The organism is Alistipes sp. DJF_B185, assembly GCF_964250025.1.
GTDB classification, from domain to species: domain Bacteria; phylum Bacteroidota; class Bacteroidia; order Bacteroidales; family Rikenellaceae; genus Alistipes; species Alistipes finegoldii.
The window spans coordinates 225,500-240,774 of sequence record NZ_CAXUDY010000003.1 but is presented as its reverse complement, the minus strand read 5'-3'; the positions used below and the strand labels follow the sequence as shown (position 1 = coordinate 240,774).

Annotated in this window: 11 protein-coding genes; 4 read left to right on the top strand and 7 right to left on the bottom strand. The window is 62.0% G+C overall.

Annotated elements, in window-relative coordinates:
- Positions 1-4: 4 nt before the first annotated feature.
- Complete coding sequence (locus tag ACESTR_RS06180; protein WP_014776343.1) at positions 5-2,887, bottom strand: PD-(D/E)XK nuclease family protein; 2,883 nt, start codon at positions 2,885-2,887, stop codon at positions 5-7.
- A gap of 218 nt (positions 2,888-3,105) precedes the next feature.
- A complete protein-coding gene (locus ACESTR_RS06175; RefSeq protein WP_278686230.1) occupies positions 3,106-3,813 on the bottom strand; it encodes a GIN domain-containing protein in 708 nt (235 codons plus the stop codon).
- Between the two features lie 106 nt (positions 3,814-3,919).
- Here ACESTR_RS06175 and ACESTR_RS06170 point away from each other — a divergent pair, with 106 nt between their 5' ends.
- Genes ACESTR_RS06170 through ACESTR_RS06155 form a run of 4 tightly spaced genes read left to right on the top strand, consistent with a single transcriptional unit; the run spans position 3,920 to position 10,848 of the window.
- Positions 3,920-7,063, top strand: a complete 3,144-nt coding sequence (locus ACESTR_RS06170; RefSeq protein WP_373179005.1) for a UvrD-helicase domain-containing protein — start codon at positions 3,920-3,922, stop codon at positions 7,061-7,063.
- Between the two features lies 1 nt (position 7,064).
- Positions 7,065-9,008 carry an ABC transporter ATP-binding protein gene (locus ACESTR_RS06165; RefSeq protein WP_315976146.1) on the top strand — a complete coding sequence of 648 codons (1,944 nt, stop codon included), beginning with the start codon at positions 7,065-7,067 and terminating at the stop codon, positions 9,006-9,008.
- 2 nt (positions 9,009-9,010) lie between these two features.
- Positions 9,011-10,000 (top strand): hypothetical protein, encoded by a 990-nt coding sequence (locus tag ACESTR_RS06160; RefSeq protein WP_227042361.1) that lies wholly within the window; start codon positions 9,011-9,013, stop codon positions 9,998-10,000.
- Positions 10,000-10,848, top strand: coding sequence for a hypothetical protein (locus tag ACESTR_RS06155; protein ID WP_014776338.1), 849 nt, complete (start codon positions 10,000-10,002; stop codon positions 10,846-10,848). The genes ACESTR_RS06160 and ACESTR_RS06155 overlap by 1 nt, the downstream gene beginning before the upstream one ends.
- A 484-nt stretch (positions 10,849-11,332) precedes the next feature.
- Here the strand turns inward: ACESTR_RS06155 and tsf are convergent, their stop codons facing one another.
- The 5 genes from tsf to ACESTR_RS06130 form a co-directional block, all read right to left on the bottom strand.
- Positions 11,333-12,163, bottom strand: a complete 831-nt coding sequence (tsf, locus tag ACESTR_RS06150; RefSeq protein WP_014776337.1) for a translation elongation factor Ts — start codon at positions 12,161-12,163, stop codon at positions 11,333-11,335.
- 51 nt (positions 12,164-12,214) lie between these two features.
- Complete coding sequence (gene rpsB, locus ACESTR_RS06145) at positions 12,215-13,156, bottom strand: 30S ribosomal protein S2 (RefSeq protein WP_009598479.1); 942 nt, start codon at positions 13,154-13,156, stop codon at positions 12,215-12,217.
- Between the two features lie 183 nt (positions 13,157-13,339).
- On the bottom strand, positions 13,340-13,726 hold the full coding sequence (gene rpsI / locus ACESTR_RS06140; RefSeq protein WP_009598525.1) for a 30S ribosomal protein S9: 387 nt from the start codon (positions 13,724-13,726) through the stop codon (positions 13,340-13,342).
- Positions 13,727-13,731: 5 nt separating this feature from the next.
- Positions 13,732-14,187: a 50S ribosomal protein L13 gene (rplM, locus tag ACESTR_RS06135; protein WP_009598490.1), complete on the bottom strand. Its 456-nt coding sequence runs from the start codon at positions 14,185-14,187 to the stop codon at positions 13,732-13,734.
- Between the two features lie 377 nt (positions 14,188-14,564).
- Positions 14,565-14,999 (bottom strand): DUF3592 domain-containing protein, encoded by a 435-nt coding sequence (locus ACESTR_RS06130; RefSeq protein WP_014776336.1) that lies wholly within the window; start codon positions 14,997-14,999, stop codon positions 14,565-14,567.
- Positions 15,000-15,275 lie beyond the last annotated feature (276 nt).

Genomic DNA, 15,275 nt, shown 5'->3' with positions numbered 1-15,275 from the left:
CGTCTCAGCCCCGTTTGCAGATTATCCGGAAATCGCAGAACTTGCACGTATCGGCGTCCTCGCACTGGCGGAACGGCACCGCAGGGTCGTACATTTCGGCCAGCTGCGCACGCAGCAGCTCCTCGAAACGTTCGCGGTAAAGCGTATAGCGCGCCCCCCTGACGCCCAGCTGCTTGTCGTCCAGCTGCGGCGAATAGTCGGGGCGGTTCATGCTGCGGACGTAGTAGAGCGCGGGTTCGGCGTCGCAGCCCCGCGTATGGTGCAGGATCATCGAATAGAGCAGCGTCTGCAGGATATTGGACAGCCGCTGTTTGCCGGTTCCGGTGAAAAGGCTCTCCACGCCGTCGAACTCCAGATGCGGCGCCCCGGTCTTGTAGTCCACGACCCGCAGCGCGCCGTCGCCGAGCATGTCGATACGGTCGGCGATGCCCCCGAACTTCATCTCCAGCTCGCGCTCCCCGGCGCGGAACGGGAAGGAATAAGCCACCCGCTCCTCCAGTCCCGACACGGCGAACGCATCGTGCGCCGCATCGTAAGGCATCACCCCGCCACGCAGATAACGCGTGACGATATCCTTCACCAGCAGCAGGTTGCCCGTATAATCTTCGGCCGAAGCGCGTTCGTCCTGCAAATAATTTTCGTTGATCGCCCGCTCGACCGCCGCGGCGACCTCGCCCGAACGGATCATCGCCCGCAGGGTCTGGCCGGGATGCTCCTCGCCCACGATCCGGGCGTAGAGCGTCTGCACGGCGGCGTGAAGGATCGTGCCGAACATCGGCGCATCGACCTCCTCCGAAATCTCGTCGTCGGCTTCGAGCCGGGCCACGGAGTGGAAATAGAAGCGCAGCGGGCAGGCCACGTAGCGGAAAAACGCCGTCGGCGAAAGCGCGGCGGGACTTTCGGCATCGACGAAGCGTTCCAGCCGCCGCATCACCTCCCCGTCCTTCGCCACCTCGATCGGAGCCGTCTCGGCGAGGTTCACGTCCACCCCCACCTCGATCTTGCGCACGTCGAAGCCGCTCTCGTAATCCAGCTGGTAGATATAGCGGCTCGGCTCGCCCGTCGATTTGTCGTCGGCATGCGAACAGTAGAGCATATGCACGCTCTTCGCGCGCTGGATCAGGCGGTAGAAATAGTAGGCATAGACCCCTTCGTGGTGTTCCGGCGTGGGCAGTTCGTAGGCCGCACGCAGGTTGTAGGGAATGAACGACGACTGCGCGACGTGGTTGCCCGGAAAATTGTCGTCGTTCATCGAGAGAAGGATGACGTTCTCGAAATCGACATTGCGGGTCTCCAGAATACCCATGATCTGAATCCCCTCCAGCGGTTCGCCCTCGAAGGGGATGCGCAGCGTCTGCAAATGGCGGCGCAGCAGCGAGGTATACACCTCGGTCGCAAGCTCGATGTCGCATTCGTCGAGCGAGTTGCGCAGTTTGGTCACCTGCTCGGCGATGACGGCCAGAAATTCGACCCGCTGTCTGGCGTCGTCGCCCTCGTAGGGCTGGCGCGCCACGGCGGCGATCACGCCCAGCAGGTAATCGGACAGCTCGCGCCACTCCGCCGCGGGCGAAAAGATCCGTTTCAGCAGTTCGTTGCGGCCCAGCCATGCGGCATCGACCGAAATCCGCCGGTCGCGGACGATCTCCTCGTGCATCGTGCGGGTCAGCGCGGCGTCGCACTCGGCGACATAGGGATGCGCCAAAATACCCGCCACGTCGGCATGGTAGAAGGTCCAGCCGCCGCCCTTTTTGCGGCGGTGGTTCTGCAGCTCCACAAGGCGTTCGACGAAGGTGTAGGCAAGGCTCTGCCGCAGGGGAAAACCCATCGTGACGTTCACACGGCCTATATCGGCGGGCAGGGCGTACAGCAGCGGCAGCAGCAGGTTTTCGTCGGTCAGCACCACGGCGGTCTCCTTGCCCAAGGCGGGCTTCAGCCCGGCGGCGACTTCGGGGTCCTCCTGCGCGCGGCGGCGTGCGAGGTCCGCGAGAATCGCCGCGGCGTATTTGCACTGCACGGCGTTCGACACGGCGGCCACGGAGACGACCTCCTTTTCGCCCCGCATGTTGTCGTGCGCGAATTCGGTCCGGGGCGGAAACAGCGCGACGTTCGAGCGCACGAACATCCCGGCCTCCTGTTCGGGGTTGTCCTTATAATAAGCGTCGTAATCCCAGTAGAAATCGGTTTCGGCGGCAACAGCAAGGAATTTGAAGAGCTGCTTTTCGCACTCCGACAGGGCGTTGAATCCCGCCACTACATACCTCCGCGGTTCGGGAAAGGCGAACGCGCCTTCGGCGATGCGGTCGGCGGCGGCCCGCTGGACCATGCCGTTGTAGGCGATGCCGAGCGACACGAGCCGCCGGCGGAATTTGCGGTAAACGGGGCCGAGCGTCTTCCAGATCGCCAGAAAGCGGCGTTTCTCCTCCGAAAGATCGGCCTCCTCGCCCAGCGAAGACCAGAACGACAGAATCTGCAGCTGGGCGGGCGTCAGGTAGGAGATGTCGGCTTCGATCTCCTTTATTTCGGAGATGTTGCGGAAGAGCATCTGCGCGTCAATCCGGTACTTGTCGATCGTGTCGAAGTCCGTGAGGAGCATGTCGCCCCAGAAATAGAACTTGTCGAACGGCTCGGTGTGGAATTCCGAATAGACCTTATAGAGTTCGGTGATGAGCCGCACGCGGTCGCCCGCATGCAGGCCCGATATTTCGCTCATCAGGTCGTCAACGGTCACCCACTCCGGCTGCCACATGGGCCGCCCGGCGATGCGCGTCAGGGCATCGACGAAAAACAGCCGCGCACGCCGCGACGGAAAGAGCACGGCCCTCTCGGACAGTCCCTCGCCGTATCGGGCATACAGGTCCCCGGCGACCTCTTCCAGAAATCCTTTCATAGCCGCCCTACAGTGTTTTCAGTCCCGTAAAACAATGGCATCCCCACCGGCCCCCGCCGAATCGTCTCCGTATCCCGGCAGGTGCGCCGGTTACACCGGCAAAGCCAGACAGCTCCGCCGTCCGCCGCAGGAATACCCGTTCCACCCCGCCCGGAGAAGCCGGCAGGCCCCGCCGCAGGAGCGCTCCGGCGGACCGATATGCGAAAACCCTTCATCCGCTACTCCACGCGGTTGATTTCGCCGCCCATGAACTTCGCGCCGCCGCGTACGATCTTAGGATCGCCCTTGTAGCTGATCCGCGCATTGGTCGTCGTCTTGCCCACGAAACGGTCGGTGATCCACAACGACACCTCGGCCTTGCTCTGGGCATTGACCTCGGCCGACATCACCTCCAGATCGGATGCGGCCACCTTGCCCGTCGACACATACAGCGACAGGTAACGCACCGAACCCGAAAGGTTCGCCGTGCTGTATCCCGTCTGCTCCATCTTGAGGTCCTTGACCTCCAGCTTCGCCGTCAGCGAAGCCTTGCGGTTGACCGTCACGTCGAGCACCGCGGCGGCGAGCGTCCCCTCGAACGTCGCGGCCGCACCTGACAGCGAAACGGCCCGCAGCGCGTTGTAATAGACCGTCACCTCGGTGCGTTCGGGACGGCGCGAATCGGGCTTCTCGCTGATGCGCAGGGTCTTGTCCTTGACCTCGGCGCGGAACTTGGTGGTATAGGAGCCTTTGGTGTCGTATACGATTTTCGGGGCCTCGGTGTCGGGAACCCGGACGAATTTGACGTCCAGATCGGCATCGACCGCAACCGCCTCGAAGGTGGGCAGCCACTCGTTGCGCTCTCCGGCGCCCGCAGCGCCCGTTTCCTGCGCATAACCCGATGCGGCCAAAACCAGCATCACCGCGCTCAGAATCATCTTCTTCATACTTTTCGGTTTTAATACGTCGCTAATTTACGAAATTATTGCAAACCCCGGTTTGCCGTTCGGGATTTGTTTTGTACTTTTACTACCTAAAACGACATTTCGGACAGTGAGAGCGAAAATTCTGAACGCGAGCGCCGGATCGGGCAAGACCTACCAGTTGGCATACAAATACGTGCGCGACGTGGTCGAACAGCCCTCCATCTACCGCCACATCCTCGCCGTGACCTTCACCAACAAGGCCACCGAGGAGATGAAGTCGCGCATCCTCAAGGAGATACACCTGCTGGCTTCGGGCGGCGAAAGCTCCTACCTCGAAAACCTCTGCCGCGAACTGGACATGGACGCCGCCACGGTGCGCAGGCGGGCCGCGGAGGTGCGTTCGAAAATCCTGCACGACTACTCGCGCTTCACGGTGCTGACCATCGACACCTTTTTCCAGCGCATCCTGCGCGCCTTCATCAAGGAGCTGGGCATCGACCTCAATTACAACGTCGAGATCGAGACCGCCTCGGTGCTGACCAAGAGCGCCGACACGCTCATCGAGCAGATAACCACCGACCGCGACCTGCAGCGCTGGCTCACGGACTTCGTGCAGGAGCGCATCGACGAGGGCAAGAAGTGGGACGTCCGCGACGGCATCCTGACGCTCGGCGGCGAACTGTTCAAGGAGAAGAACAAGGAGGCCCTATCCCTCGCCCGCTCGCGCGAGGAGCTGGGCCGCATCGTCGGCGAAGCGACGGCGCGCGCCGCGGCGACCAAACAGCAGATGCGGGAGCGTGCGGCCGAGGCCGTACGGATCATGGCCGATGCGGGCGTCGGCCCGGCGGACTTCACGGGCAAGAGCCGCAGTTTCGCCCACTATTTCCTCACGGTCGCGGCCGGAGAGCTGAAACCCTACACCGCCACGGTCGGCAAAATGAGCCTGACGACCGAAGGCTGGGCGCCCAAGGGATCGCCCGCCGCGCCGCTCGCCGCCCGGCTGCAACCCCTGCTGCGCGAAATGTGCGATCTGTACGACGCCAACGTCCGCTCGTGGAACACCTGCGACCTGCTGCGCGAGAACTACCGCAGCTTCGCGCTGCTGTCGGACCTCTACGCCAAAGTGCAGCAGTTGTGCGACGAGCAGAACATGATGCTCCTCTCGGAGACCAAATACATCCTCTCGGAATTCATCGGCCACAACGACGCGCCGTTCATCTACGAGAAGGTCGGCAACCGCTTCGAACACTTCATGATCGACGAGTTTCAGGATACCTCCGTCAAGGAGTGGGAGAACTTCCTGCCCCTGCTGCAAAACGCCATGTCGCAGAGCGAGGCGACCTCGGTGCTGATCGTGGGCGACATCAAGCAGTCGATCTACCGCTGGCGGGGCGGCGACTGGAAAATCCTCCACTCGCAGGCACAGGCGCAGCTCGACCCGGCCAGCACCGAGGTGGAGATACTCAGGGAGAATTACCGCAGCCTGCCCGCCGTGGTGGAGTTCAACAACGAGATCATCGGCCGCGTGGTCGAGACCGACAACCGGGCGCTGAACGAGACGCTCGACGAAGCGGCCGCAAAGGGCGGCATCGACCCCGCGGCGGCGGCCGCACTGCACGACACCCTGCGCGACGCCTACCGCGGACACGCGCAGACACCCCGCCGCCGGAGCGACCGGCCGGGCTACGTCTCGGTCTCGACCTTCGCCGAGCAGCCGCCCGTCGTGGAGCGCATCTGCGAGGTGCTGGACAAGGGATTCCGGCCGCGCGACATCATGATACTGGTGCGCGGGGCCACCGACGGCGCCAAGGTCGCCGCCGAGCTGCTCGACTTCAAACGCCGCAACACCGATCCCCGCTACCGTTTCGACGTGATGACGCAGGAGGCGCTGATCGTGGGCAACGCCCCCGTCAGTTCGTTCATCGCCGCGTCCCTGCGGCTGTCGCTCAACCCCGACGACTCGCTGAGCCGCGCCGTCTACAACCACTACCTCGGCCGCGGCTTCGCCCGCCCGCTGTCCGACGACGAACGGACGTTCTTCCGCTCGATCCGCCTGCTGTCGCCCGAAGAGGCGTTCGAACGCATCGTCATGCGGCACGGTCTGCAGGACGACAAACAGCAGACGGCCTACCTGCAGGCGATCCACGAACAGATCATCGGCTTCTGTTCCAGCAAGATCGCCGACATCGCGCTGTTCCTCGACTGGTGGGAGCAGCAGGGACAGAACCGTTCGCTGAGCGTCGAGGAGAGCGAAACGACCGTCGAGATCACCACGATACACAAGGCCAAGGGACTCGAAAAGCGCGTGGTGCTGATCCCCTACTGCTCGTGGCAGCTGGACCCCAAGTCGGGCGGCAACGTGACCAACATCGTCTGGGCCGAGGCGCACGGCGACGCCGAAGCCGTGGGACGCTTTCCGGTGAAATACAAGAAGTCGATGGCCGAATCGGGATTCTCGGCGGAGTACTACCGGGAACTGGTCTACTCGCACGTCGACAACGTCAATCTGCTGTACGTGGCGCTGACGCGCGCCGCCGAATCGCTGCATGTCTTCATCCCGCAGAAAGGCGGCAAAACCGTCGGCGGACTGCTCCTCCAAAGCATCCTCACCGACGGCGACAAAGCCCTCGCGGGCAGCGCCGAAGGGCGTTACACCGTCACCGAAACGGGCGAGCGGTTCGAATTCGGCCAGTTCCGCGGCCCGGTCGCCGACGGCGGCAAAACGTCCGGCGCCGAGCACGTCGTGCTGGAAAACTACCCCACGGCACGCGCCGACCTGCGCCTGCGGCTCCCCTCGCAGCGTTATTTCGAGCAGGAGGAAGAGGTGGAACTCTCGCCCCGCAATTTCGGCATCCTGATGCACAAGGCCTTCGAAAACGCCGACGACGAGGAGCAGATACGCCTCGCCGTGGAGCGGATGCAGGCCGACGGCACGCTTTCCGCCGCCGAAGCCGCCGCCCTGCGGCGGATGATCGCCCGCGCGCTGGCACACCCCGCGGCCCGCGAATGGTTCGCCGGGGGCTGGGAGCGCGTGCGCAACGAAAACGAAATCATCATTCCCGGCGGCTCCTCCGCGCGGCGTCCCGACCGCGTAATGATCCGCGGCACGCGGGCCGTGGTCGTGGACTACAAGTTCGGCGGCCGCGAACCCGAACGCTACCGCCGTCAGGTGCGCGAATACCTCGCCCTGCTGCGGCAGATGGGCTACACCGAAACCGAGGGGTATTTGTGGTACGTGAAACTGGGAAGAATCGAAAAGGTGGAGGAATGACATGAACGAAATCATCGGCATCATACCGCACAAATTCCGCCGCAGGGGCTTCGGCGTGGCCTGCACGCTGCTGCTGCGCGCAGGGCTGAACTTCCTCGGACTGGCCGTGCTGCTGCCCGTGCTGGCGCTGGCGCTCGACGCCCGGAGTCTCGACGGCGGCGGGCAGCTGGCCCGCATCTACACGGCGCTGGGCTTCACGTCGCCGCGCAGTTTCGCGCTGACGGTCTGCGCCGCCGTGGTGGCCGTTATCGTCCTCAAATGCCTGACAAATCTCTGGCTGGCGCGCATCGAGCGCAACTACATCTACGACCTCTACCGCACCCTTTCGCGGCGGCTCTACGTCACCTACCACGACCGGGGACTGCCGTTCGTCAAGTCGTCGAACTCGGCCGTGCTGGCCCGCAACGTCAATGTCGTCTGTCTGGCCTTCACGGCCGGCGTGCTGAAACCCGCCGCCGCCATCGCCGCCGAAGCGCTGCTGCTGGCGCTGCTTTTCGGGGCGCTGCTCTGGTACGCGCCCGTTGCGGCGGTTCTGACCGTTGCGGTCTTCCTGCCTTCGATCTGGATCTATTACGGCTTGGTGCGCAACCGCATCAACCGCTACGGCGAGCTGGAAAACAAGGCCCAGCGCGAAAAGGCGCGGCTCGTGGCCGAAACCTTCCGCGGCTATGCCGACATCGAGATCAACAACGCCTTCCCGATGATGCTCCGTTCGTTCGACCGGGCGATGGATCAGGTGATTCGCACGCGCCTGCGCGAAACGGCGATCGGCATGCTTCCGCAGGCCTTTACCGAAATCGGGCTGGCGCTGGGCATGGCCCTGCTGGTCGCGCTGAGTCTGGGCGCGGAAGAAGGACGCGCACAGCTGCTTTTCGGCGTCTTCGCCGTAGCCGCGCTGCGCCTGATGCCTTCGGTGCGCAGCATCATGGCGGGCTGGACCTCGATCAAGTACAACCGCTACACGATCGCCGTCCTGCGCGACGCAACGGCCGGGGACGAACCTTCCTCCGCATCGCCGGACACGCTCTCCGGAGCCGCCGAGAGAGCCGGGAAAGGCCCCCATACCGATGCCGCCGCTATCCCGCCGTCGGAATACTCCGCGGCGGAGAGCGGCGAGACCGCCCGCGGCAGGCGAACGGCTCCGGACAAACGAACCGCATCCGGCAGACAAACGGCTCCTTACGGCCAAACAGCCCCGGCCAAACAGCCCTGCACCGCAAAATCAACGAAATCCGTTTCGGCCGGCGACACATCCAGAGCATGCGCGTCCGAAATACTGTCTTTCGAACATGAAATCGCCGTCCGCAACCTCGGCTTCCGCTTCGCGGACGACGGTCACGAGCTTTTCCGCGGCCTTACGCTCTCGATCCGCAAGGGCGAACGCATCGGCATCCGCGGCGCATCGGGCGCAGGGAAAACGACGCTTTTCAACCTGCTGCTGGGACTTTACGAACCGACCGGGGGCGAAATAACGATCGACGGCACGCCCCTCACCGCCGCCAACCGCCGCGCATGGCAAAACCGCATCGGCTACGTCTCGCAAAACCTTTTCATCGCCGACGGAAGCTTCGCGGCCAACGTCGCGCTGGGCGTTCCCGACGACGAAATCGACCGCGGCCGCGTAGCCGAAGCGCTGGAAGCCGCCCGGCTCGGAGAGTTCGTCGCGGGACTTTCCAAAGGCATGGACACCCATGTCGGCGAATGCGGCTGCCGCCTTTCGGGCGGACAGCGCCAGCGCATCGGCATCGCCCGCGCGCTCTACCGTCGGGCCGACGTGCTCTTCTTCGACGAGGCGACCTCGGCGCTCGACAGCCGCACCGAGGAGGAGATCAACCGTTCGGTCGCCGAGCTGGCGGCGCGCGACAAGGGGCTGACGCTGGTGGTTATCGCCCACCGCGAAAGCTCGCTCGAATACTGCACCCGAATCATCACAATAGGAGAATAATTATGGAATACATCATAGCAGGCATACGCATCGCCGTCCCGCAGGAATTCACCGCAGGGTCTTTCGGCACGGCGCTGGCGCCCTTCGCCGCCGCAGACGAAGGCCCGGCCGACCTGAGCGTCGAAACCCGCGGCGAAATCCGCCAAGCGGACGGCTACCGCGAACTCGACGAATTCGACTTCGCCGATGCCGACGCCGACTGCCGTTTCGGCCGCGACTCGGAAGGTTACCTGCTCACCATGACGCCGCGCGACGGCTGCGCCGCCGCCCGTTTCCGCAAGGCGTTCGGCGCACCGCTCGTCACGACCGACGTCACACTGCGGCACAACCCGGCGCTGTTCCGCTTCGGATTATGGTCGATGTTCAACATCGCCGCCGTGGCGCGGCAGGCCATAGCCATCCATTCGTCGGTCATCAGCCTGAACGGCGGGGCCGTGCTGTTCCTCGGCGAATCGGGCACCGGCAAAAGCACCCACACCCGTCTGTGGCGTGAACATATCCCCGGCGCGGAGCTGCTCAACGACGACAGTCCGATCGTCCGCATCGTGCAGACCGCAGATGCAGACCCGATTTGCGGAGCCGTCCAAAATCCGGCGAACGCCCCCGCAGCTGCGGCTGAAACTCCGGACGCAAGCGCAGCGACAACCGGCGCCCCAAAACCGCAGGCCATGGTCTTCGGTGCGCCGTGGAGCGGGAAAACGCCCTGCTACCGCAACGTATGCCAGCCGATCCGGGCCATCGTACGGCTGTCACAGGCTCCGCACAACCGGATTCGCCGCCTGCGGGCAATCGAGGCCATCGGCGCGCTGCTGCCCTCGTGCCCGCCGTCGTTCGCCCACGACGAAACGCTGGAAGACGCCGTATGCGCAACCGTCTCGGCCGTGGTGGCGCAGGTCCCGGTCTACCACCTCGAATGCCTGCCCGACGCCGCGGCCGCCGAACTGGCCTGCCGCACGATTTTCGGCGGCGAATCCGCAAATCCCCGCCCGTGATGCAGCTTTCGAACCGTCTGTTTTTCGAGCAGGTCGAAGCGATGCTCGCCGAAGGACACGAAGTCCAGATCCGCATGAAGGGCCACAGCATGCGGCCCCTGCTGCGCAGCGAACGCGACATCGCAGTACTGACTCCGATCGCCCGATACACCGGAAATTCCGAAACGGCGGCAGCCGCCCGAAAGCAAAACAGGCTCGCGCGAAACGAAACCGCCCCCGACACCGCCGCAAATTCCCACCCCGACCGTCTTCCCTCCGGAAGTCAGGCCCTGCAACCGGGCGACGTGGTGCTGTTCCGCTGCGAAGGACGCCATATCCTCCACCGCATTCTCCGCATCGAACCGGAGAGCGGGGAGATGCCCCCGCAATCGGCAAACACGACGGTAGAGACAATAACAAAGACACCGGAAGCGTCGGCAATACCAACGGCCGCAACAACGGAAGCGGCGACAACAGCTGCGTCGGCAACGGCCTCCAACGCCGGAGATACTCCCGCTCCGCTCCCCGCGCTCCGGGAAACCGGCAAGGCGACCCCTCCGCTTCCGGCACGCCCCGAAAATTCCGAAAATCCCCAAGCGACCAGCAATCCCGGCCAAACACCCGCAGAAACGGCACCTGCCCCGCCCCGGCTTCGTTTCACCCTCGCAGGCGACGGCAACCACCGGATGACCGAACATTGCGCAGCGACAGACATAGCGGCCGTTATGACGGCTGTCATCCGCCCTTCCGGCCGCATCGTCTCCACCGCTTCCCGCCGGTGGCGACGACAGTCCCGCTGTTGGCTGACGCTGCCCGCCGCCGTCAGACGCTTCATCCTGCGGGCGCTCTGGCGGCTGGGGATCAGATAGAACCGGGATTTGCGGCATCCGAAAAAGTCTTGAAAACAGAGCGTGAATAACCGGGAAAGCGCCTTTCGGTCGTTTCCGACCGATTGGCCGAAAAGATCGGGCGCAACCGGAGACGACGCAAAAACAGCCGACGACATAATACAGCCGGGCAAAACAGACAATCGAGAACAACCGGAAAACGCTCCGGGAAAATCCGGACAGCGTTATTTCCGGCAAGCGCAAAGCGCCGTACGTTCGTTCGGCATAAGGACACAAGAAACCGCCAAGCCGACACCCTTCGGCAATCGCCATTCGGCTTCTTTCCGGCCGCTGCCGACTATACGTCAGGCATACTCCGCACAGAAGCCGGCCTCCTATGAAACATCCTATGAAACATCCTATAAAAGGCTCCCACAAGACCATACACACGAAAAGACCGGAACTCATCGGAGAGTTCCGGTCTTTCACAATATACGAACGGTCTTCTTGCCGTCCTTCGGTCGGATTATTCGCCCAGTGCGAAACGCTTGTAAGCGATAACCGTCGCCTCTTTGTCTGCCTTGTGGATGAAGTCGGCGATCGACTCTTTCTCGCCCACTACGGCCTGAGCCAGCAGCGTGTTCTCCTCGAAGAACTTGCGCATCTTGCCTTCGGCGATCTTCTCAAGGATGGCTTCGGGCTTGTTGGCGTTCTTGGGGTCCTGCTTCATCGCCTCGACGGCGATCTTGCGCTCATGCTCCACAACCTCTGCGGGGCAGTCGGCCTCCGAGATCGACACGGGAGCCATAGCCGTGGCCTGCATGGCGACGGTGTGGGCAACCTCTGCCGGAACCTCCTTGTTGAAGCCGAGGATCGTACCGAGCTTCTTGTTGAAGTGTACGTAAGCAGCGCAGTAGGGAGCCTCGATGCGGGCATAGTATGCCAGCTCGATCTTCTCACCCGTCTGCCCCGATTTCTCGGTCACCATCTCCTCGACGGTGTGGCCTTCGGCGTTCTTGGCAGCCATCAGGGCGTCGCGGTCTGCGGCGTCGCTGTTTACGGCAACCTCCAGCATCGCCTCGGCCGAAGCGGTATATTCTGCATTCTGAGCCACGAAGTCGGTCTCGCACGCCAAGCAGAGGATATAGGCCTTCTGACCTACGATCTTCGTAACGACGACACCCTCGGTAGCGGTGCGGTCGGCACGCTTGGCAACGACGAGCTTACCTTTCTCGCGGATAATGTCCTGAGCGCGTGCAAAGTCACCTTCGGCTTCGATCAGGGCTTTCTTGCAGTCCATCATACCGGCACCGGTCATCTTGCGGAGCTTCATTACATCAGCAGCTTTGATTTCCATAATACTTTTCCTTTCTTTTAGGTGATTAATTTCTTTTCCCAAAGGCCCGAATTACTCGGCCTTGGCCTCGGCAACCTCCTCGGCTGCAACCGCAGCGGCCTCCTCGGCAACAACGGCAGCTTCTTCGGCCGCAACCTCAGCAGGCTCCTCGAACGGAGTCTCGACAGCGGCTACGACGTCGGCTACGGCGGCCTCCTCGGCATCGATAGCGGCCTTCACGGCTTTCTTGATGCGGGGTTTGCCCTCCTTCTTCACGGGAGCGTCGGCACCGGCCTCAGCCTCCTGCGCCTCCTTCTCCTTTTCGAGCTTGCGCTCTTCGGTACCTTCGGCGATAGCGCTGCACATGGCATCGAGCACTACGGCAATCGATTTGGTGGCATCGTCATTTGCAGGGATAACGTAATCAATGTCGGTCGGATCACAACAAGTGTCTACCATTGCAAATACGGGGATGCTCAGGCGCTTGGCCTCTTTTACCGCATTCGACTCCTTCTGTACGTCAACGACGAACAGGGCGGCCGGAAGGCGCGTCAGGTCGGCGATGGAACCGAGGTTCTTCTCAAGTTTCGCGCGCTGGCGTGCGATCTGGAGTTTCTCGCGCTTGGAAAAATTATCGAACGTGCCGTCGCTGTTCATCTTGTCGATGGTCGACATTTTCTTGACGGCTTTACGTATGGTGGGGAAGTTTGTCAGCATACCGCCGGCCCAACGTTCCGTAACGTAAGGCATACCGACGGCTGCCACCTTTTCGGCAACGATCTCCTTAGCTTGTTTCTTGGTGGCTACGAACAGCACGCGGCGACCGCTCTTGGCGATCTGCTTGATGGCTGCAGCGGCCTCATCGATCTTCAGCACGGTCTTGTGCAGGTCGATGATGTGGATGCCGTTCTTCTCCATGAAGATGTAAGGAGCCATTTTAGGGTTCCATTTGCGCTTCAGGTGACCGAAGTGCGCACCGGCTTCCAGTAATGTATTAAAATCTGTACGTGACATTTTAATTCAATGTGTTTAATAATTTTAATTCTCTTTTCTTCAATCCGGCGGGTAGCGGCCTTGCCGGTCCCGCGGATTTTCCGCGGCGGGGCAACCTGAAGGTAATACGCGATATATATAATATATAGGTAGTCGTTCCGGTTTGTAACCCTCGCCGTGCCTGCCGAAAATAGGTCGTTCGGATTAACGCTTGCTGAACTGGAACTTGCGGCGTGCTCCGGGCTGACCGGGCTTCTTACGCTCAACCTCGCGGGGATCGCGCGTGAGGAATCCGGCCTTCTTCAGTACCGGACGCATCTCGGCGTCGATTTCGCACAATGCGCGTGCGATGCCCAAGCGAGCGGCCGAAGCCTGTCCCGTGATACCTCCGCCATCGAGGTTGATGGCGATGTCGTAATTCTCCACGGTGTTGGTAGCCAGCAGCGGCTGCTTCACCTGATACTGGAGAATTTCGAGCGGGAAGTAAACTTCAAGCGCTTTGCGGTTGATTGTAATCTGACCCTTACCCGGCTTCACGTATACGCGAGCCACAGCGGCCTTACGACGACCTACGGTGTTTACAACTTCCATAACTCTTACTTAATCTCGTTTAATTTAATGGTCTTCGGGTTCTGCGCGGCGTGCGGATGCTCCGAGCCGGCGTATACCTTCAGGTTTTTGAGCAGGGCGGCGCCCAGACGGGTGCGGGGCAGCATGCCCTTGACTGCTTTTTCGACGATGAACGTCGGTTTCTTTGCCAGATAGTCGGCCGGGGTAGCGAAACGCTGGCCGCCGGGATATCCGGTGTGACGCGTGTAGACCTTCTCGGTCATCTTGTTGCCCGTGAGCTTCACCTTCTCCGCATTGATGACGATGACGTAGTCACCGCAATCCACGTGGGGCGTGTAGCTGGGCTTGTTCTTGCCTCGGAGGATCTTCGCGATCTGCGATGCAAGACGTCCCAATACCTCGTTCGTAGCGTCGATGACGATCCATTCCTTGGTCACCGTCGATGCATTGGCCGAGATAGTCTTGTAGCTTAATGAATCCACTTTGTTTTACGTTTAATTTAACTTATTGTAATCCGTTTCCCGCACGAAAGCGGGTGCGCAAAGGTACGAAAAAGTTTCCGAACTGCAAAAACAAATAAATCCGAAAAACAAAAAACTTGAACAATCGCCGAAAAATTCTTATTTTAAGGCAATTAAAGTCCCAGCAACAGCTAAAAAAGCATGCCGCGAACGCACCGAAGGCCGGAGCAGCGGGCACGGCAATGGAGACAGGGCGGGTCACGCCGCCGCACGGCGGGCACGGCTGCGGAAACGGGACGGGGCATGCCGCCGCACGGCAGACACGACAATGGAGACGGGGACGGATCAGGACGGGTCAGGACGCCGAACGGCGGGCACGGCCACGGAGACAGGAGGAATCAGGATGCCGAACGACGGGCGCGGCTGCGCGGCCGGGGCCGTATCACCCTGTATTTGCCGCCCTCGCTGCGGACCAAGCGATGTACGTCGGGATCGTCCGGCAGATAACGCACGACGACCGAATCGCCGATGCGGGCCGTCATGAGATTTTCCGTTTTGCGGACCTTGCCGGTATAATCGGTCCCGCCCACCCTGAACCGGTATCTGAAATAATAGACGGTGCGCTTTTCACGGAAATTGCGGTGCATCCGTCCCCGGTATCCGGGCCGGTATCCGACGCATTCGGTCCGCGAAAAACTCGCGGTGAGCACCGCACGGGTCTCCGCCCCATCGGCATCCAGCCGCTTTTTCACATAGCCGGAATACGCCACGGCCGCCCCGATCAGCATCCCGAAGAGACATACCCCCAGCAATATCCACTTCACCCGGTTCATAAAAACGTTTTTTCAGTTTGCAAAAATACGAAAAACAGCGAAAACATACAAAGGAGAATTTGCAAACCCGTCGCCCGCACCTCCCCCGCAACCGCAACCGCAACCACAACTGCAACCCTAACTCCAACTCCAACCGCACCCGCCTCCCCCGGCATCTGCGAACTCCGTCCCGTACCCCCGGCCCGCACACCGAAAACTCCGGCCACGAACACCGAAAACTCCGGCCACGAACACCGAAACTCCGGCCACGCACACCGAAACTCCGACTCCGCCTTG